Origin of the sequence: Mesorhizobium carmichaelinearum, assembly GCF_900199455.1 — a bacterium.
Taxonomy (GTDB): Bacteria; Pseudomonadota; Alphaproteobacteria; order Rhizobiales; family Rhizobiaceae; genus Mesorhizobium; species Mesorhizobium carmichaelinearum.
In genome coordinates this window covers 24,017-41,710 of record NZ_FZQR01000011.1, presented here as the reverse complement: position 1 = coordinate 41,710, position 17,694 = coordinate 24,017, and the positions used below count along the sequence as shown (strand labels likewise).

Below are 17,694 nucleotides of genomic sequence, written 5' to 3'. Positions count from 1 at the left end.
TAGACCTGTCACAAACTCACAATATGTGAAGGACCGACATGACCGCGGAAGACGGGAAGAAACAGCTTTTGCATCTGGTGTTCGGCGGCGAACTGAAGAAGCTTGGCGGCACCGAGTTCCGTGATCTCGACGGGCTAGACATTGTCGGTATCTATCCGGACTATCAATCCGCGCACACGGCGTGGAAAGCCAAGGCGCAAGCCAGCGTGGACAATGCCCATATGCGTTATTTCGTCGTTCATCTGCACCGTCTGCTGGATCCCGACAACAAGGCTGTCGGTTGACTTCGATGGAGCATGACCTGGCGAAAGGGCCAGCCAGCGAGGCCGCGCCGACGGGCAGGGGCGGCAGCCGCGCGACCAAGGCGTTCTGGCGCAAGGTGCGTGAACCGCTGGCGCAGTCGCGATTCGTCAAGAACGCCATTGCCAGCCTGCTTGCGCAGTTCGTGCGGCTGGTTCGCCTGACCAGCCCTCTGGTTGCCGGATCGGCACGCTTTTCGGGCGGCGCCTATGCCGAATTCGAGCCCGGCATCATCGCTCTATGGCACGGTCAGCATCTTTTGACGCCGGCCTATTATCCCAAGCGCAAACCGCTGGTCGCCATGGTGTCGCGCAGCGCCGATGCCGAACTCAACGCTTTGATGCTGGAGAAATTCGGTATCGAGGCGGTGCGCGGTTCCGGTGGGCGTGACAATGCCAGGCATCTCGACAAGGGTGGCGCCAAGGCCCTCATCGCCCTCAAAAAGTCGCTCACCGCAGGCAAGAACGTTGCCATGATCGCAGACATTCCGCACGGCACGCCGCGCGACGCAGGGCTCGGTATCGTCCTCCTGGCGCGGCTCTCGGGCCGGCCGCTGCTGCCTGTCGCCATCGCCACCAGCCGCCGCAAGGTGCTGGAGAAGAGCTGGGACAAGACCACCATCAATCTGCCGTTCGGCCGTTCCGCCGTGACCATCGGCCCGCCGATCTTTGTGGCGGCGGACGCCGACGACGCCGAAATGGAGCGCAAGCGCCAGGAGGTCACCACCGCGCTCAATGCCGCGACCGCCGAGGCCTACCGTCTCGTGGATGGCCGGCGATGAGCGGTCGCTGGGCGCGCGCCATGCTGACGGCATACCGTTTCGCCGGTGCCGCGGCCTATCCGCTGGTCGGGCCCTATGTCGCCTGGCGCACCTCGCGCGGCAAGGAGGACCGTAACCGCCGCCGCGAGCGCTACGGCGTCGCCGGCCGCCCGCGCCCCGAAGGGCCTGTGATCTGGATCCATGCCGCGAGCGTCGGCGAGACCATAGCCGTCGTGCCGCTGGTCGAAAGCATTCTCGACTATGGCGTCAACATCGTGCTGACGACCGGCACGGTGACGTCGGCCCAGGTTGCCGACGAGCGGCTCGGCGACCGCATCATCCACCAATACGTGCCGCTCGACCTGAAACCCGCCGTCAGCCGGTTCCTCGATCACTGGCGGCCGGACCTGGCGATCATCGCCGAATCCGAGATCTGGCCGATGACCATCCTCGAGCTTGGTGCGCGCCATGTGCCGCAGGTGCTGGTCAATGGCAGGCTGTCCGACCGCTCGTTCACCTCGTGGAAGAAGCGCGCCAACATCGCCGAGGCATTGTTCGAGAACCTCGCCCATGTCGTTGCCCAGTCCGATGTCGACGGCGAGCGTTTTCGCGCGCTCGGTGCTCGGCCGGTCACGGTGTCGGGCAACCTCAAGGTCGACACCAACCCGCCACCGGTCGACGAACGGGTATTGGCCACCTTGCAGCGGCAGATCGGCGGCCGCCCGACCTGGGCGGCGATCTCGACCCATGACGGTGAGGAAGTGGTCGCGGCGGAAGTCCACGCGACGCTGCACAAGCGTCACCATGGTCTGCTGACGATCGTCGTTCCGCGCCATCCCGATCGTGCGGAGGCCCTTGCCGCGCAGATTTCCGGCATGGGGCTGAAGGTTGCGCGGCGCAGCAAGGGCGACCGTATCGGGCCCGACACCGATATCCTGCTCGGCGATACGATCGGCGAGATGGGGCTCTATCTCCGGCTGACCGAAATCGCCTTCGTCGGCCGCTCGCTGACCTCCGAGGGCGGGCAGAACCCGCTCGAACCGGCCATGCTCGACACCGCGGTTCTCGCCGGCCGCAATGTGCAGAATTTTCGCGAAGCCTATCAGCGCCTGATCGACAGCGGCGGCGCCAAGCTGGTGCGCGACCGCGACATGCTGGCCGGCGCCGTCAATTTCCTTTTGACCAACGAAGTGGCGCGCCACGAGATGATGGCGGCGGGGATCGCGACCGTCGATGAGATGCGCGGCGCGCTGGCGCGCACGCTGAAATCGCTCGAACCCTATATCCAGCCGCTGGTCGTCAAGTCGCGCCTGAAGGGCGCCAACGGGCGCTAGCGTGGCCTCCGAAGCACCACCATTCTGGTGGGAAGAGCCGGACTGGAAAGTCCTGGCGCTGTCGCCGCTGTCGGCCGTCTATGCGCTTGTCGCCGGCCGCGGCATGCGGCGGGCTCGGCGCGAGAAGATCGAGGCGCCGGTTCTGTGCATCGGCAATTTCACCGTCGGCGGCACCGGCAAGACGCCGGTGGCCATAGCACTCGCGCAACAGGCCAAGCGCATGCAGCTGAAGCCGGGTTTCCTGTCGCGCGGCCATGGCGGATCCTTCGCCGAGCCGCATGTCGTCGATGCCTATCACGATGCCGCCAAACATGTCGGCGACGAGCCGCTGCTTTTGGCCGAACATGCCCCGGTGGCGGTGACGCCGAACCGCGCCGCCGGCGCCCGCCTGCTCATCGAAAAGCACGGCTGCGATTTCCTGATCATGGATGATGGTTTTCAGAGCGCGCACATCCACATCGACTATGCGCTGATCGTGGTCGACGCCCGCTATGGCGTCGGCAATGGCCGCGTCATTCCGGGCGGCCCGCTCAGGGCAAAAATCGTCGACCAGTTGGTCTTCACCAGCGGGCTTTTGAAGATAGGCGAGGGCACCGCCGCCGATGCCGTGGTGCGCCAGGCGGCGCGCGCCGGCCGGCCGATCTTCGAGGCCCATACGGAGCCAAGCAGCAAAACGGGGCTTGCCGGCAAGCGGTTCCTGGCCTTCGCCGGCATCGGCCATCCCGACAAATTCTTCGACACGGTGCGCGCGGCTGGCGGCGAGGTAGTTCTCTCAAAACCCTTTCCGGACCATCATTTCTATGCCGAGGACGAGCTTGCCGAACTGGCGGCGACGGCGCACGCCGAAGGCCTAGGGCTCATCACCACGGCCAAGGACGCCGCTCGGTTGCGCCATGGCGCCTCAAAGGACTTTCTCGACAGGCTCGAGGTGCTGGAAATCGACACGGTGTTCGAGCTCGACCACGTGCCCGAACGCATCATCGAGGAAACGCTTGATGCCTGGCGGCAGCGCAAGCTGAGGGGCTGATCGAAGCCCGGCGATCGGTCGCAATCGACGACTATTTACGGCGCCAACACGACTTGAAGCTCATGGCAGGGTTCCAGGAACGCGGCGCGAACAGCCAGGCAGCTCAAGCGAAATTTTTTTAGCGCACCGGTCCGTTTGCCTGCTCCGATTCGTCTTGGTGTCTAGGGATGTAGGTCAGCCGATCCGGCTGGTCGACAACCAGCGCCCCTGTTGCCAGAACCCTGGCGACCTTCTCGAGTAAAGCCGATACCGGAGCCCAATCATGGAAACCACTATTCGCGTCGATCGCGCCGTAACCACGCTCGTCAACATCTTCACGGTCGATCCCGACAGTCAGCCGAAGGTGCTCGCTCTCCTCCGCGAGGGCATTGAGACCCTATTCACCAAGATGCCAGGCTGGATCTCGTCCAACGTCCTTGAGAGCAGGGACGGGAGTCAGGTGATCGTCTATTCGCAATGGCAGGATGCCAGACATATCGATGCCTTTCGCCAGGATGCTCGGATGAGCCCCTATTTCCAGCGATTTGGCGCCTTGGCAAAGCACGAGTCTGCCATCTGCGACGTCTCCTGCAGCTTCCACGCGTGAGTTGAAGGGAAAACCATGGTCGTGCCGGCAAGCAGTTCCAACAGCACGTGGGTGCTCGTGCTCGCTTCGGCCGCGAACCTAATGGTGGGGCTCGACGCGTTGGTGGTCTCCACCGCCTTGACCGCGATCGGGCGCGACCTCGGAGCCTCGATCGAGGCACTGGAATGGACGGTCAACGCCTACACCCTCAGCTTCGCCGCCTTTCTGCTGACAGCCGCGGCCCTGGGCGATCGGTTCGGCCGCAGGCGCCTCTTCGTCGTCGGCCTGATGCTGTTCGTCGTCGCCTCGTGCGCCTGCGCGCTGGCATCCAGCGTTGGTTGGCTCATTGCCGCCCGCGCCGTTCAGGGTGTCGGCGCCGCCATCGTAATGCCACTCGCCCTGGCGCAGATCAGCACGGCGTTTCCGCCCGATCGCCGGGGCTGGGCGCTCGGCATCTACAGCAGCGTCGCCGGGCTCTCGACGGTGCTCGGGCCGATCGTCGGCGGCGTTGTCACGGAGGGCTTGGCGTGGCGGTGGATCTTCTGGGTGAACCTGCCGATTGGGTTGGTTGCCGCTGTGCTGGCGGTTGCGCAGCTGCGTGAGAGCTTCAGCGCAAAGAAGGAGGCCATCGATCTGCTCGGCCTGCTGCTGGCGACGGGCGCTGCCCTCGGCTTGGTCTGGGGCTTGGTTCGTGCCAACATTGCCGGCTGGGAAAGTTCCGAAGTTCTGTCATCATTGGCGGGCGGCGCATTGTCAGTCATGCTGCTCGTGGCTTGGGAGCTTCGTTCCGCCCAGCCGATGATCCCCATGCGCTTCTTCCGCCTTCGCGCCTTCGCGGCCGGCAATGCCGTGATGTTCTTCCTCAACGCGGCGTTCATGAGTGCGATCTTCTTCATGGCACAGTTCCAGCAGGTGGCCCTGGGCGCGGGCCCCCTGATCGCCGGCTTGAGACTACTGCCCTGGGGGGTAGCGGTCATACTCGGTGCGCGCTGCGCCGTCGGCTTCGCCAAACGGTTTGGTGACGCTTGCTTGATCGTGTTCGGCCTCGTGGTCCAGGCGGCGGGCCTGGCCTGGATTGCGCTCATCGCTGACCCGGGCATGGTCTATGCCGAAATGATCCTGCCGATGATCCTGACCGGCGCAGGCTTTGCGGTGGCAGTCACTATCGCGCAGAAGACTGTCATCGGCGCGGTTGCCATGCCCGACATCGGCAAAGCGTCGGGCACGCTCAGCACGATCCGCCAACTCGGCGGTGCCTTTGGCGTGGCTCTCACCGTGGCAGCCTTCGGCCGGGCCGGGAGCCACGCCACACCCATGGCGTTCAGCCAAGGCTTTGCTTTTGCCAGTGGCGTTTCCGCGATGCTGTCCCTTGCTGGCGCCGGGGCCGGGCTGTTTCTAGCCGGAATGCGCGACAAGACACACATTGCGCCGTCGTCTGGCCCGGTCCCTCTGTCGAACCCGGGCGACAAGAGATAGTCTCGAGGCCAATTCCATGGAGGATCGGCTTTGTCGGAAGGCACGATAGGCGATGCTCAATCCGAGGTGCCGCCAAAGCCCCTGCAGCAGCTTTTGGGCGAGCTGAGGCCGAGGCTGCATCGCTACTGCGCGCGGATGACCGGCTCGGTCATCGATGGCGAGGACGTCGTCCAGGAAACCATGCTGAAGGCGATGGAGGCGGCGCCAACGGCAGGGCCGATCGCCAATCCCGAGGGTTGGCTGTTTCGCATCGCCCACCATGCGGCCTTGGACTTCCTGCGCCGACGGATGCGCGAGGAAACCCATCATTCGAACGAGGATTTGGAGATGATCGCGGCCGCAAGGAACCCCGTCGAGGACCGCCTGATCGTGGCCGCCAGCCTCAGCACCTTCATGCGACTGCCGGTATCTCAACGCAGCAGCGTCATCTTGAGCGATGTGCTCGGTCATTCCCTGCGGGAGATTTGCGACATAGTTGGCGGCAGCGTCCCTGCCGCCAAGGCTGCGCTGCAGCGAGGACGGCTCCGCCTCCGCGCGCTCGCCGAGGAGGCCAATGATACGCCCGTTCCCGCGCTGGCCGAACCGGAGCGGACACGGCTCAAGACTTATGTCGAGCGGTTCAATGCGCATGATTTCGACGCGGTCAGGGCCATGCTGGCCGAAGACGTGCGCCTCGATATCGTCAACCGGGTTCGCCTCGACGGGAAGAAGAGGATGGCGCCCTATTTCGGCAACTATGCCACGCGGCCGCACTGGCGCTTCGTTCCAGGTTTCGTCGACCAACACCCGGCGATCCTGGTCCATGACGGTGATGACCCTGATGAGCGGCTGAAATACTTCATCCTCTTGGATTGGGCGGACGGGCAGGTTGTTGGCATCCGCGACTTCGTCTTCGCGCGTTACGCGATGGAAGGCGCCGAACTGGCGGCGATGGACTGAGCCCGGAGGCTGCCCGCTCAACGCCGGCTGCGCAGCTCCGGAAGCATCTCGATTTCGCGGCGCAGCGAGGCGGTGGCGTTGGCGTAAGGTTCCTGCCTGGCGACGCTCCAGTATTTCAGCTCGTCCAAGGGGATATTTTCCCCGGTCACCGCGCAGCGCACGAACGAGCCGGGGCTGGTGACCTGGAAATCGCCATCGAGATAGCGGATGCGGGCTTCCTTGCCGCCCGGGCCTTCGAAACGGTTCATCATGCGGTGGTGCCGAGGTTCATGCTGATTTCATCGCCACAAATCGCCGGCCAGGTCAAGCATGCGACAAGCCTCGGACAATGCTGAGGCACTAGGACAGGTGTGAAAAGCACTTTTATCGGGGGCATGATGGATATTTCTTCCGCCCGCCTGGCTTCCTTGCTCAAGGAGGCGATGACACCGCAACCCGTGCCGTTGGCGAAAGCCGATCCGGTCAGGACGGCGCTGGTCAGGGAACTGGTCCAGCCCGCCGCGCCCTCTCTATTCGCTCAACGCACGGCGCCCGCTCTGCTGGCGATGCCGGCGGCGCCGATGGCCGTCAAATCGCAGCAGATTGCTTCATCCGGCATCGTCGAGGCCTATCAGGCCCAGCTCGACACGCGCGACGAGGCGGTTTTGGCAACGGTCGTAGCGAGGAAAGCAGCGCCCGAAACCGAAACACAGCGCGGCGCCGTGCCGCCGCCTTCGGCGACGGCCAACGACAACGCGCCCGCCAGGCCTGCGGGGGTGTCCTTGCTGTCGTTTATCCCGCCGCAGCCTCCGGTCCCACAAAATGCCGCCCTGGCAACGCCGGCGGGACGGCATAGGCCCGCCAATCAATCCTACGGTGCGGCGCCGAATCCCGAACGTCTGTTGATGAAGATCGGCTTTGTTTCGATAACGTTCGGTTTATTGGGAATCTTGACCGTTGGCTTCGTTCTGCTGTTGCTTCGTTAATCTCTGAATCGACTGATCTTGGGTGGGGCCAGGAGGCCTATCGCTCCGCTTCGATGAATGCCTCGATCTTGTCCGGCGCCAATCCGGCCTGCTGCGCAATGCGGCGGGCAAGGTCGGCGGCGGCAGTGCGTGGCCGTCCCAGCGGCCGGTCGAGCCAGTAGGACACTGGATTGAGCGCGGTACGCTCGTCCACAGCGGTGATGCGGCCCGACTGCAGCTGATGTCCGGTCAGTGGCGGACGCGCCAGCGCGATGCCAAGCCCATAGGCGGCGGCATCCAGCACCAGATTATAGTCCTCGAAGCGCCGGTCCTGCGGGCGCGGGCGATAGTCCATGCCTTGCGCCGCGAACCAGGCACGCCAGCCGGAGGCATCGGAATCGTTGATCAGCGGGAATTTGAGCAGCCGGGCCGGGTCGCCGCGGCCGATCTCGCGTGCCAGTTCGGGCGAAGCGACCGGGAAGACATGCTCCTCGAACAACTGCACCGAGACACGGCCCGGAATGCCGCCGCGCCCGCAGCGGATCGACAGGTCGATGCCTTCATCGGCAAGGTCGGCTTGACGGATGTCGACATCGAGCACGATGCGCAGCTTGGTGGGATTGCTCTCGAGTGCCGCCATGCGGGGCATCAGCCAAAGTCCGCTGACTGAGGGGATCGAGGTCAGCCGCACCACCGCCGTGCCGCGCGGCTCGACCCAGCGGTCGGAATGGCTCGATATCAGCGCGAAAGCCTCCGACGTGCGCAGATGCAGCCGGTTGCCTTCGATCGTCAGCGTCACGCCGCGCGCGCCGCGATCGAACACTTTCAGGCCGAGCCAGTCCTCGAGCTTGGCGATCTGCCGGCTGATGGCGCCATGGGTGATGTTGAGCTTTTCGGCAGCCGCCGAAAAACTGCCGGTGCGCGCCGCCGCATCGAAGGCGCGCAGGGTTTCGAGCGGCACCATTGTCTCTGAGCTGTGATCCATAGTCACAGGTGATCCTCGATTTGGTCGTTTGTCAACGGGCTGGAAAAGGCGTTTTGTGGCTCTCAGGTTGGAAGAACACGAGGACAGTGAGATGAGCGCAATGACGAGCACGTTGAATCAGACACAGCGGATGGACACCACGGCCGCCATCGCCGTGGCGCTGACGGTGGTCGGCTGGGCGTCCGCCTTTCCGGCGATCCGTGCCGGCCTCGCCGCCTTTGGGCCACTGGAGCTGGGCGCCCTACGCTTTGCCATCGCCGCGGTGCCGGCGGCGATCTTTCTTGCCGTCAAGCGTCCGGCATTGCCCAGGCTCGACGAATTGTGGCGCCTCGCCTTTGGCGGCGCCATTTTCGTCGCGCTCTACACCGTCATGCTCAATTTCGGCGAACTGACCGTCTCGGCCGGTGCCGCCGGCTTCATCATCAATGTCAGCCCGATCTTCACCGCCATCATGGCGATGGCGCTTCTCGGCGAGCGTTTCTCAGGGTGGGCCTGGTTTGGCACGGCCATTTCTTTCGCGGGCATCGGCATCATCGCCGTGGCCGACGGGAATGGTCTGCACTTCAATGCCGGCGCGCTGCTGGTGCTTGGCTCCGCGCTCTGTTCGGCCGTCAACACGATCGTCCAGAAGCCGCTGTTTGCCCGCCATCATCCGCTGACCATCTCGGCCTCGAACATGATCCTTGGCGCACTTTGCCTGTCACCCTTTCTGCCAAGCGGCTTTGCACAGGCAGCGGTCGCCAACACAGCCGGCCTCGGCGCCGTGATCTTTCTCGGCATCGTGCCAAGCCTGATTGCCTATGCCGCCTGGGCAACCGCGCTGTCGCGTCTGCCGGCCGCCCGTGCCTCGAACTTCCTCTATCTGGTTTCGCCGATGTCTGCCCTGATCGGCTTCTTCTGGCTGGGCGAAGTGCCGACGCTGCTCGGCATCCTCGGTGGCGCACTGGCGCTCGGTGGCGTCATCGTGGTGAATTTGAAGAGGTAAAACAGAGGGTTGGAGGCGTTCCTTGACTCGAAAAGAGCCCCCCAAAGCGGCTCTTTTCGGACCCCCACCCGGACCTTCGGTCCGACCTCCCCACAAGGGGGAGGTAGGGAGCCCCGCTTTGCGGCATCTCCACAAGAGCGCTGTCGGGCGGGCAGTAGGGCGCTTCTTCACCCTCCCCCTTGTGGGGAGGGTCGCTGCGAAGCAGCGGGGTGGGGGTCTGCGCCCTACGGTCCTCCACTATCTTCGTCCGAACAGCCGCTCGATATCCGCCAGCTTCAATTCGATATAGGTCGGACGTCCATGGTTGCAGGTGCCAGATCCCGGCGTCGCTTCCATCTGGCGCAGCAGCGCGTTCATCTCCTCGGCCTTGAGCAGCCGGCCGGAACGCACCGAGCCATGGCAGGCCATGGTGGCGGCGATCTTGTCCAGCCTTTCCTTCAGTGTCTCGACAGTGTCGTTGTCGGCGATCTCGTCGGCGAGATCGCGCACCAGTTGCTGGACATTGGTTTCGCCCAGCATTGACGGCGTCTCGCGCACCGCGACGGCGCCCGGGCCGAAACGCTCGATGCCGAGGCCGAAGCGGGCGAGCGTTTCGGAGTGCATCGCCAGCCGCTCGGCGTCCTCTTCCGGCAGATCGACGATTTCGGGCAGAAGCAGAATCTGCGAAGGCACGGGGCGCGAATGCAGGGCGTTCTTCAAGGCTTCATAGACCAGCCGCTCATGCGCAGCGTGCTGGTCGACGATAACGAGCGAATCCTTGGTTTGCGCCACGATGTAGTTCTCATGCACCTGGGCGCGTGCAGCACCGAGCACCGTGCCGAGCAGCGTCTCGGCCGCCTCGCTCTGCCCGGCGCGCGCATCGGCGCTGGCAAGCGGGCCGGTGTCGAATGCCGCCTGGCCGGGTTCACCAAAGCCGCCATGCCTTGCGCCGGCGCGTTCGAAGCCCGAACCGAATTGCATGTCGAGCGGCCGCTGCGGCGAACGCAAGGGGTCGAAACCGGCTGAGCCGGACGCACGGTACGCCGCTTCGTAGCTGCGATGGCCGTTGGCAGGGCCGCCATGATCATAGGAGGCGGCACCCGGCCGGAACGCCGCCATCATGCCGGCGGCGCCTGTTGTGGCTGAGCGGATGCCGGCGTCGGCCAGTGCCTGGCGGATGGCGCCGACGATCAGCCCGCGCACCAGGCCCGGATCGCGGAAGCGCACATCGGCCTTGGCCGGGTGGACGTTGACGTCGACGATGGCCGGATCGAGCGAAAGAAACAGCACCGTCACTGCGTGGCGGTCGCGCGGCAGGACATCGGCGAAGGCGCCGCGGATGGCGCCGGCGATCAGCTTGTCGCGCACCGGCCGGCCATTGACATAGGCATATTGCTGCAGCGCGTTGGCGCGGGTGAAGGACGGGATCGACACATGGCCGGTCAGCTGCACGCCTTCGCGCATCGCGTCGATGGGAATCGAATTGTCGGGAAACTCGGCCCCCATCACCTGGGCGACGCGGCGCAGGCTGCCTTCCGGACTGTCGTCGGTCGCCGGCAATTCCAGCGTCGAGCGGTCGGAACCGGCCAGCGTGAAACGTACCGTCGGAAAGGCAATCGCGATGCGCTTGACGACATCGCTGGTCGCTGAGCTTTCGGCGCGCTCACCCTTCATGAATTTCAGCCGCGCCGGCGTGGCGAAAAACAGGTCGCGCACCTCGACCGTGGTGCCGCGGTTGGCTGCCGCCGGCCTGACGGGGAGCACGCGGCCGCCCTCAATGCCGATCTCGGCGGCGCCCTCGCCCGAGGCCGTGCGCGAGCGGATCGACAACCGAGACACCGAGCCGATCGACGGCAACGCTTCGCCGCGAAAGCCGAGCGAGCGGATGTCGTTGATATCCTCGGCGAGCTTGGAGGTGCAGTGGCGCGCGATCGCCAGCGAAAGCTCCGGTTCGGGGATGCCCGAGCCGTCATCGGTAACGCGGATCAGGTTCAGCCCGCCGCCCGACGTGACGATTTCGACGCGTGATGCGCCGGCATCGAGCGCGTTCTCGACGAGCTCCTTGACCACGCTCGCCGGACGCTCGATGACTTCGCCGGCGGCGATCTGGTTGATCATCGTTTCGGAAAGCTGGCGAATGGGCATGACGGCAGTATAGGCGGATTCGTGTCGTGCGGGCGAGGGCGAACTGCGGTGAACCGTGAAACGGTTTTATGCCTGCGCCGCCAGCCAATCCCTGACCTTGCGGGCATTCTCGCTCAGCTCCCGGTTCTTCGGCCAGACGATATAGAAGGCCTTGCCGGTCTTGAGCACGTGGTCCGTCACCTGCACCAGCAGTCCCGTCGCCAGCAGCCGTTCAGCGAGGTGCCGCCAGCCGAGTGCGATGCCTTGACCCTCCATCACGCCCTGGATCACCAGGCCGTAGTCGTTGATGCGCAGGCCGCGCGCAGTATCGCCGAGGTTGCCGCCGGCTGACTGGAACCATTCATCCCAGCTGGCCGCCTCGCGATACGGCTCCTCGAGATGGATAAGCCGGTGCGTGGCCAGGTCCCCGACCGTCCTCGGCATGCCGAACTTGGCCAGATAGCTGGCGCCGGCGACAGGGAATATCTCCTCATCGGCGAGCGGCAGCGAATGGTAATCCGGCCAGTCCCGCGGCTCGCCGCCGCGCACGGCGAGCGGGATGCCTTCGGCGATGATGTCGAGGTCGCGGTCGGCGGTCTGGATGCGCAGATCGATGCCCGGCAATTCGTCACGGAATTGCTGCAGGCGCGGCATCATCCAGAACGAGCCGAAAGCGGTCGACGCGGCAAGCGTCACATGGCCGCCGGTCGCCTGCAGGCGCAGATCCTCGGCCGACTTGCGGATGTGGGACAAGCCGAGCGAGACATCGGCGTGGAAGCGTTCGCCGGCTTCGGTCAGGCTGACCTGCCGATGGCGGCGCTGGAACAGCTTGGCGCCGAGCTGCTCTTCCAGCCCGCGCACCGCGTAGGAGACGGCTGCCTGCGTCATGCCGAGCTCACGCCCGGCGGCGGTGAAGCTCGACAGCCGGCCGGCCGCCTCGAAGACGATCAGGCTGCCGGCGGAGGGCAGGAGGTGGCGCAGGCTTCGCATAAATGCAGCTTATACAAGAGATCAGGATTTTCCAGCGTCACAGCTATATTTCGGGTCGCTAACGTGGGTGGCGGGAAGAAGGAGGCTCCATGAACGCACCAGCCGTCGAATTGACCGAACAGACCCACCGCCGCGGTGGTGGTCGTCTTGGCCGCAAGGCGCTCAGAAGCGCGCCGATCGCTTCCTTTCCGACCTTGGTGCGCAAGATCCCCGTCTATGAGATCGTGCCTGACGAGGCGGTGGAACTGATCCACGAGGAATCACTCAAGATCCTCGAGGAGGTGGGCTGCGAATTCCGCGACGACGGCGCGATCGAGCTCTGGAAGGCTGCCGGCGCCGATGTCAGGGAGACGCGTGTCCGCATCGACCGCGCGCTGCTGATGGAGCTCGTCTCGAAGGTTCCGTCGGAGTTCACGCTCCATGCGCGCAACCCCGAGCGTACGGTGCGCGTCGGCGGCAAGAACTCGATTTTCGTGCCGATGTATGGCGCGCCCTACGTCCGCGATCTCGACAACAATCGCCGCTACGGCACGCTCGCCGACCTCAACAATTTCCACAAAATGGCCTACATGGCGCCGGCGCTGCATTCCTCGAGTTCGGTCATCTGCGAGCCAATGGAAATCGCGGTGCCGAAACGGCATCTGCACATCATCCACTCGGCACTGAAGCATTCCGACAAGCCGTTCATGGGCATCGTGACGTCGAAGGAGCGCGCCGAGGACACGATGGCGATGGCTGGCATCGTCTTCGGCGAGGAGTTCGTCCGCGACAACCCTGTGCTGGTGGCGATCACCAACTGCAATTCGCCGCTGGTATGGGACGCTACCATGATTGACGCCATGCGGGTCTATGCGAGCCACAATCAGCCGCTAATCCTGGCGCCTTTCGCGCTGTGCGGGGCTTCGACCTCGGCTTCCGCCGTCGGCGCCGTGGCGCAGGTCAACGCCGAGGCACTTGCCGGCGTGGCGCTGACCCAGCTCATCCGTCCAGGCTCGCCGCAGCTCTACGGCCAGTTCATGGTCACCGTCGACATGAAGACCGGCGCGCCGATGGGCGGCACGCCGGAGGCCGCCCAGATGATGTATCTGATGGGCGCACTGGCGCGGAAATACCGCCTGCCGTGGCGCACCTCGGGCTTCCATGTCGGCTCGAAGCTGAACGACGCCCAGGCGGGATACGAATCGAACATGCTGATGCATGCCGCCATCCTGTCCGGCGCCAACTACATCTGGCATTCCGCCGGATGGCTGGAAGCCGGCCTCACCTGCGGCTATTCGAAATTCGCGACGGACTGCGAGCAGCTTGTCGGCTGGTACAAATATGCCGGCGGGCTGTCCTTCGACGATTTCAAGGAAGCGATGGCGGCGATCCGCGAGGTCGGGCCGCAGGGCCATTTCCTCGGCACCCAGCACACGCTCGAACATTTCGAGTCCGCCTTCTTCATGCCCTCGATCATGGACTTCAATTCGTACGAGCAATGGAATGCCGAAGGGGCGAAGGACCACGACACACGCGGCCGCGAGAAGGCGCGCAACATGCTCGCCGATTACGAGGAGCCGAAGCTCGATGAGGGCATTGCCGAGGGTCTCAGGGATTTGATCGCGCGGCGCGAAGAGAAGTTGCCCGACACGGTGAGTTGACGAAAGGGCGAAGACCCGACGGGAACCATAAGGGAGGAAGAAAATGACGCTTTTCAGAAGCAATGGCGATCGAGTCCCCGCCGCCATCGAGGCGATGGCGGAAGAAGCGCGTGCAGGCCACATGGACCGGCGCGAATTCCTGGCGCTGGCCAGCGCCTTCGGCGCGTCGACGGCTTTCGCCTACAGCATGATCGGTCTTGCCGCGCCGACAAAGGCCCTGGCCGATGAACCAAAAAAGGGCGGAACGCTGCACGTCGCGATGTCGGTGAAGGCGCAGAAGGATCCGCGCACCTATGACTGGACGGAAATGGCAAACGTCACCCGTTGTTGGCTGGAGCCGCTCGTCCGCTACACCCACCAGTTCACTTTCGAGCCGGTCCTGCTCGAAAGCTGGGACGTCAATGACGACGCCACCGAATACACACTGCATCTGCGCAAAGGCATTACTTGGAACAATGGCGATGCTTTCAACGCCGACGACGTGGTCGCCAATCTGAACCGCTGGTGCGAGAAGGGTGCCTCCGGCAATTCCATGGCTGCGCGCGTCGGCGCGCTGATCGACACAAAGACCGGCAAGGCCAAGGATGGCGCCATCACCAAGGTCGATGACCTCACGGTCAAGCTGAAGCTGGCCGAACCCGACATCGCGATCATACCGGGCTTCACCGACTATCCGGCGCTGGTCGTGCATCGCGACTTCGACAAGGATGGCGCCGATCCGATCAAGAAGCCGATCGGGACCGGGGCTTTCGAGTTGGTGTCCTATGCAGTGGGTTCGAAGGCGGTGGTCAAGCGCCGCGAGAACGGCAAATGGTGGGGTGGTGAAGCACCACTCGACAGCGTCGAGTTCATCGACTACGGCACTGACTTCAACGCCACACTGAATGCCTTCGAGTCCGGCGAGATCGACCTCGATTTCGAAACGCCGGCCGACTTCATCGACCCCCTCGACAAGATGGGTCTGGTGAAATCGGAGGTCGCGACGGCGACCACGCTCGTTGCCCGCACCAACATCACCCACAAGCCTTATGACGACCAGCGGGTGCGCAATGCGCTGCAGATGGCCGTCGACAACAATGCCGTCATGCAACTGGGCTACGCCGGGCTCGGCACGGTTGGCGAGAACCACCACGTCGCCCCGATCCACCCCGAATACTATCCGCTGCCCAAGAAGACCCGAGATGCGGCGGCCGCCAAGAAACTGATGGCGGAAGCCGGACAGGCCGACTTCGAGCACGAGCTGATCACCGTCGAAGACGAATGGCAGAAGAACACCGGCGATGCGATCGCCGGTCAGCTGCGCGACGCCGGCATCAAGGTTAAGCGTACGGTGCTGCCGGGCTCGACCTTCTGGAACGACTGGACGAAATATCCCTATTCGATGACGATCTGGTACATGCGCCCGCTCGGCGTTCAGGTGCTGGCGCTGGGATATCGCACCGGCGAGGCCTGGAATGAGACGGCCTATTCCAACCCGGACTTTGACGCCAAGCTCAAGCAGGCGCTTTCGCTGGCCGACCCAGCCAAGCGCAAGGAGGTGATGAAGGATGTCGAGCAGATTCTGCAGGACTCCGGTGTCATTATCCAGCCGTTCTGGCAGAAGCTCTACTGCCACATGAACAAGAAGGTGAAGAACTACGGGATGCACCAGACCTACGAAATGGACTTCCAGAACGTCTGGCTCGACGGCTGAAAGGAGGCCGGGCAGAGGCTTCATGAGCCGCAAAAAAGCCGGTATGCAGGATGTGTGGTGTTGATTGATTCAAGCCACCAAAAGCCGGAGATTCTGCATGCGACTGACGGTGCTCCTTGCCGCCCTATCGACAGCCTTGCCCGCAGTCGCCTTCGCCGGCCCGGCGTCCGACGCCGTAAAGTTCTTCTATGTTCCGGCGGTCAAATTCGAGGCTGACGCACAATACCGGGATCGCTTCACCGAGCCGGTGACGAAACTGTTCGATCTCAACGACCAGGCGACCAAGAAGAATCCCGATCAGGTCGCCTGTATCGACTTCGATCCCGGTTTGGATGCGCAGGATTTCGACCAGAAGACCGTCTCCAAGACCTTGAAACTGTCCGAGACGGTGGATGGCGACACCGCGCAGGTGGTGGCGAACTTCAAACTTTTTTCGGACGGAGACGATGCGCAGCGTGAAATGCACTGGTCGCTGAAGAAGCTCGATGGCAAATGGAAGGTATCGGACATTGCCTCGAAGACCAGCGACTGGACGCTGAGCCAACTCGAATGCATGGCAGGGCAGGATCCGGAGTGATGCCGTGAGGCTCGGCTGCTCCAGCTGGGGCGTCGAATCAGCCGGTTCATGTCGCTGCTTGCCGTCGTCACGCGCGAGGCCTGCTAAATTTCGTGGAACGTCAAGCACTTCGACTGTAGTGTGAAGGCGATGTAACAAAAGTGTGAAGGCGGCTGCGTAGCTTGGCGTGTCGCCGCGCTCACGAGAAATACAAATTGGTGATCCGGTTTTGAGGTCGCGTTGCTTTTGACGGAGCAACGCGCTAAACTTCCTCCGCTTGGTTGTGAACGAATCTCTTGTTCCATTTAGGGGGAATGATCATGAAAATTCTAGGTTACCTATTATCTTCGCTGTTTCTCGCTTTGGCGATGGCGGTGATCGCGACGCCGGCTTCCGCGCAGGCAACCCGGACATGGGTTTCCGGCGTTGGTGACGACGCCAATCCCTGCAGCCGCACGGCGCCTTGCAAGACTTTCGCTGGCGCGATTTCCAAGACCGCCGCCGGCGGTGAAATCAACTGCATCGATCCAGGTGGTTTTGGCACGGTGACGATCACCAAATCGATCACCATCGCATGCGAGGACGTCGAGGCAGGTGTGTTGAACGCAGGGGTAAATGGCGTCATCGTCAATGCGTTGGCCACTGACGTTGTCGTTCTTCGTGGTCTCGATATCGACAGCACGCCGGCTTCGCCCGGCCTCAATGGGGTGCGGTTTCTTGTCGGCGCCGCCTTGCTTATCGAGGACTGCGTCATTCGCGACAACACCGGTGCCGCGCCGAATGGCATGGGTATCAACTTCGCTCCGTCCGTGGCGGCTGAGCTCTATGTCAACAACACCACGATCACCGGCAACAATGACGGCATCCATGTCCAGCCGACCGGCACCGGATCCGCGAAGGTCACGATCGAAAACTCTTCGATCGAGAACAACAATCTTGCCGGGGTGAAGGCCGACGGCACCGGCAGCACCGGTGGGATCAACATAAGCGTCGTCAACAGCAATGTGTCCGGCAACACAAACTCCGGCATCAGCTTGTTCAATTCGGCCGGAGGTGCGGCAATCATCACCATGGTTGATCGCGTTCTCGCGGCCAACAACGGCGCGAACGGGGGCCTTCGGGCCGATGGACCGAGCACTACGCTGCGGGTCGGCAACTCCACGATCAGCGGCAATACCACCGGCACGGCGATCAACAATGGCGGCGTAATTAACTCTTACGGCAACAACGAGATCAACGGCAACACCAGTGATGGGCCAAATCCGCCCGTCATTCCATTGCACTGAAATGACCTGATGTTGCTCGCCTGGCGCGATATCGATCGCGCCAGGCGAGCAATTCGGATAGCGTGGCCTTGTCTACGCCAACAAACTCTGCATGGTTCTGGATCAGGCCCG

General features: G+C 63.6%; 17 protein-coding genes. 13 read left to right on the top strand and 4 right to left on the bottom strand.

Features of this window, described 5'->3' with window-relative positions; genetic code table 11:
• The first annotated feature begins 38 nt into the window (after positions 1 to 38).
• From CKW40_RS24045 to CKW40_RS24015, 7 genes are all read left to right on the top strand, one after another.
• Positions 39 to 284 carry a DUF4170 domain-containing protein gene (locus tag CKW40_RS24045; protein ID WP_095202347.1) on the top strand — a complete coding sequence of 82 codons (246 nt, stop codon included), beginning with the start codon at positions 39 to 41 and terminating at the stop codon, positions 282 to 284.
• Positions 285 to 289: 5 nt separating this feature from the next.
• On the top strand, positions 290 to 1,081 hold the full coding sequence (locus tag CKW40_RS24040; protein WP_095202346.1) for a lysophospholipid acyltransferase family protein: 792 nt from the start codon (positions 290 to 292) through the stop codon (positions 1,079 to 1,081).
• Positions 1,078 to 2,394 (top strand): lipid IV(A) 3-deoxy-D-manno-octulosonic acid transferase, encoded by a 1,317-nt coding sequence (gene waaA / locus CKW40_RS24035; protein ID WP_095202345.1) that lies wholly within the window; start codon positions 1,078 to 1,080, stop codon positions 2,392 to 2,394. Before CKW40_RS24040 ends, waaA begins: the two co-directional genes overlap by 4 nt.
• Position 2,395: 1 nt before the next feature.
• Positions 2,396 to 3,421: a tetraacyldisaccharide 4'-kinase gene (gene lpxK, locus CKW40_RS24030; RefSeq protein ID WP_095202344.1), complete on the top strand. Its 1,026-nt coding sequence runs from the start codon at positions 2,396 to 2,398 to the stop codon at positions 3,419 to 3,421.
• A 262-nt stretch (positions 3,422 to 3,683) separates the two neighbouring features.
• Positions 3,684 to 4,007 (top strand): antibiotic biosynthesis monooxygenase family protein, encoded by a 324-nt coding sequence (locus tag CKW40_RS24025; protein WP_095202343.1) that lies wholly within the window; start codon positions 3,684 to 3,686, stop codon positions 4,005 to 4,007.
• Between the two features lie 15 nt (positions 4,008 to 4,022).
• Positions 4,023 to 5,462, top strand: coding sequence for a DHA2 family efflux MFS transporter permease subunit (locus CKW40_RS24020; protein ID WP_095202342.1), 1,440 nt, complete (start codon positions 4,023 to 4,025; stop codon positions 5,460 to 5,462).
• A gap of 66 nt (positions 5,463 to 5,528) precedes the next feature.
• Positions 5,529 to 6,401, top strand: a complete 873-nt coding sequence (locus CKW40_RS24015; RefSeq protein ID WP_439331006.1) for a sigma-70 family RNA polymerase sigma factor — start codon at positions 5,529 to 5,531, stop codon at positions 6,399 to 6,401.
• 17 nt (positions 6,402 to 6,418) lie between these two features.
• Here the strand turns inward: CKW40_RS24015 and CKW40_RS24010 are convergent, their stop codons facing one another.
• Positions 6,419 to 6,652, bottom strand: coding sequence for a DUF2093 domain-containing protein (locus CKW40_RS24010; protein WP_095202341.1), 234 nt, complete (start codon positions 6,650 to 6,652; stop codon positions 6,419 to 6,421).
• A gap of 99 nt (positions 6,653 to 6,751) precedes the next feature.
• On the opposite strand from CKW40_RS24010, the gene CKW40_RS24005 reads away from it, so the two are divergent.
• Positions 6,752 to 7,366 (top strand): hypothetical protein, encoded by a 615-nt coding sequence (locus CKW40_RS24005; RefSeq protein ID WP_244571268.1) that lies wholly within the window; start codon positions 6,752 to 6,754, stop codon positions 7,364 to 7,366.
• 37 nt (positions 7,367 to 7,403) lie between these two features.
• Here the strand turns inward: CKW40_RS24005 and CKW40_RS24000 are convergent, their stop codons facing one another.
• The gene (locus CKW40_RS24000) at positions 7,404 to 8,330 is read right to left on the bottom strand and encodes a LysR substrate-binding domain-containing protein (RefSeq protein ID WP_095202339.1); all 927 of its coding nucleotides are present in this window, start codon (positions 8,328 to 8,330) and stop codon (positions 7,404 to 7,406) included.
• Positions 8,331 to 8,421: 91 nt separating this feature from the next.
• On the opposite strand from CKW40_RS24000, the gene CKW40_RS23995 reads away from it, so the two are divergent.
• Complete coding sequence (locus CKW40_RS23995; RefSeq protein ID WP_095202338.1) at positions 8,422 to 9,315, top strand: DMT family transporter; 894 nt, start codon at positions 8,422 to 8,424, stop codon at positions 9,313 to 9,315.
• A 237-nt stretch (positions 9,316 to 9,552) separates the two neighbouring features.
• Here the strand turns inward: CKW40_RS23995 and mutL are convergent, their stop codons facing one another.
• Complete coding sequence (gene mutL / locus CKW40_RS23990; RefSeq protein WP_095202337.1) at positions 9,553 to 11,439, bottom strand: DNA mismatch repair endonuclease MutL; 1,887 nt, start codon at positions 11,437 to 11,439, stop codon at positions 9,553 to 9,555.
• Between the two features lie 66 nt (positions 11,440 to 11,505).
• A complete protein-coding gene (locus CKW40_RS23985) occupies positions 11,506 to 12,408 on the bottom strand; it encodes a LysR substrate-binding domain-containing protein (RefSeq protein WP_095202336.1) in 903 nt (300 codons plus the stop codon).
• Positions 12,409 to 12,497: 89 nt separating this feature from the next.
• Here CKW40_RS23985 and CKW40_RS23980 point away from each other — a divergent pair, with 89 nt between their 5' ends.
• The 4 genes from CKW40_RS23980 (at position 12,498) to CKW40_RS23965 (ending at position 17,583) form a co-directional block, all read left to right on the top strand.
• On the top strand, positions 12,498 to 14,048 hold the full coding sequence (locus CKW40_RS23980) for a trimethylamine methyltransferase family protein (RefSeq protein ID WP_095202335.1): 1,551 nt from the start codon (positions 12,498 to 12,500) through the stop codon (positions 14,046 to 14,048).
• A 43-nt stretch (positions 14,049 to 14,091) separates the two neighbouring features.
• Positions 14,092 to 15,741: an ABC transporter substrate-binding protein gene (locus CKW40_RS23975; RefSeq protein ID WP_095202334.1), complete on the top strand. Its 1,650-nt coding sequence runs from the start codon at positions 14,092 to 14,094 to the stop codon at positions 15,739 to 15,741.
• Between the two features lie 97 nt (positions 15,742 to 15,838).
• Complete coding sequence (locus CKW40_RS23970) at positions 15,839 to 16,318, top strand: DUF3828 domain-containing protein (RefSeq protein WP_095202333.1); 480 nt, start codon at positions 15,839 to 15,841, stop codon at positions 16,316 to 16,318.
• Positions 16,319 to 16,617: 299 nt separating this feature from the next.
• Complete coding sequence (locus CKW40_RS23965) at positions 16,618 to 17,583, top strand: right-handed parallel beta-helix repeat-containing protein (protein ID WP_244571267.1); 966 nt, start codon at positions 16,618 to 16,620, stop codon at positions 17,581 to 17,583.
• The last annotated feature ends 111 nt before the right edge of the window (positions 17,584 to 17,694 follow it).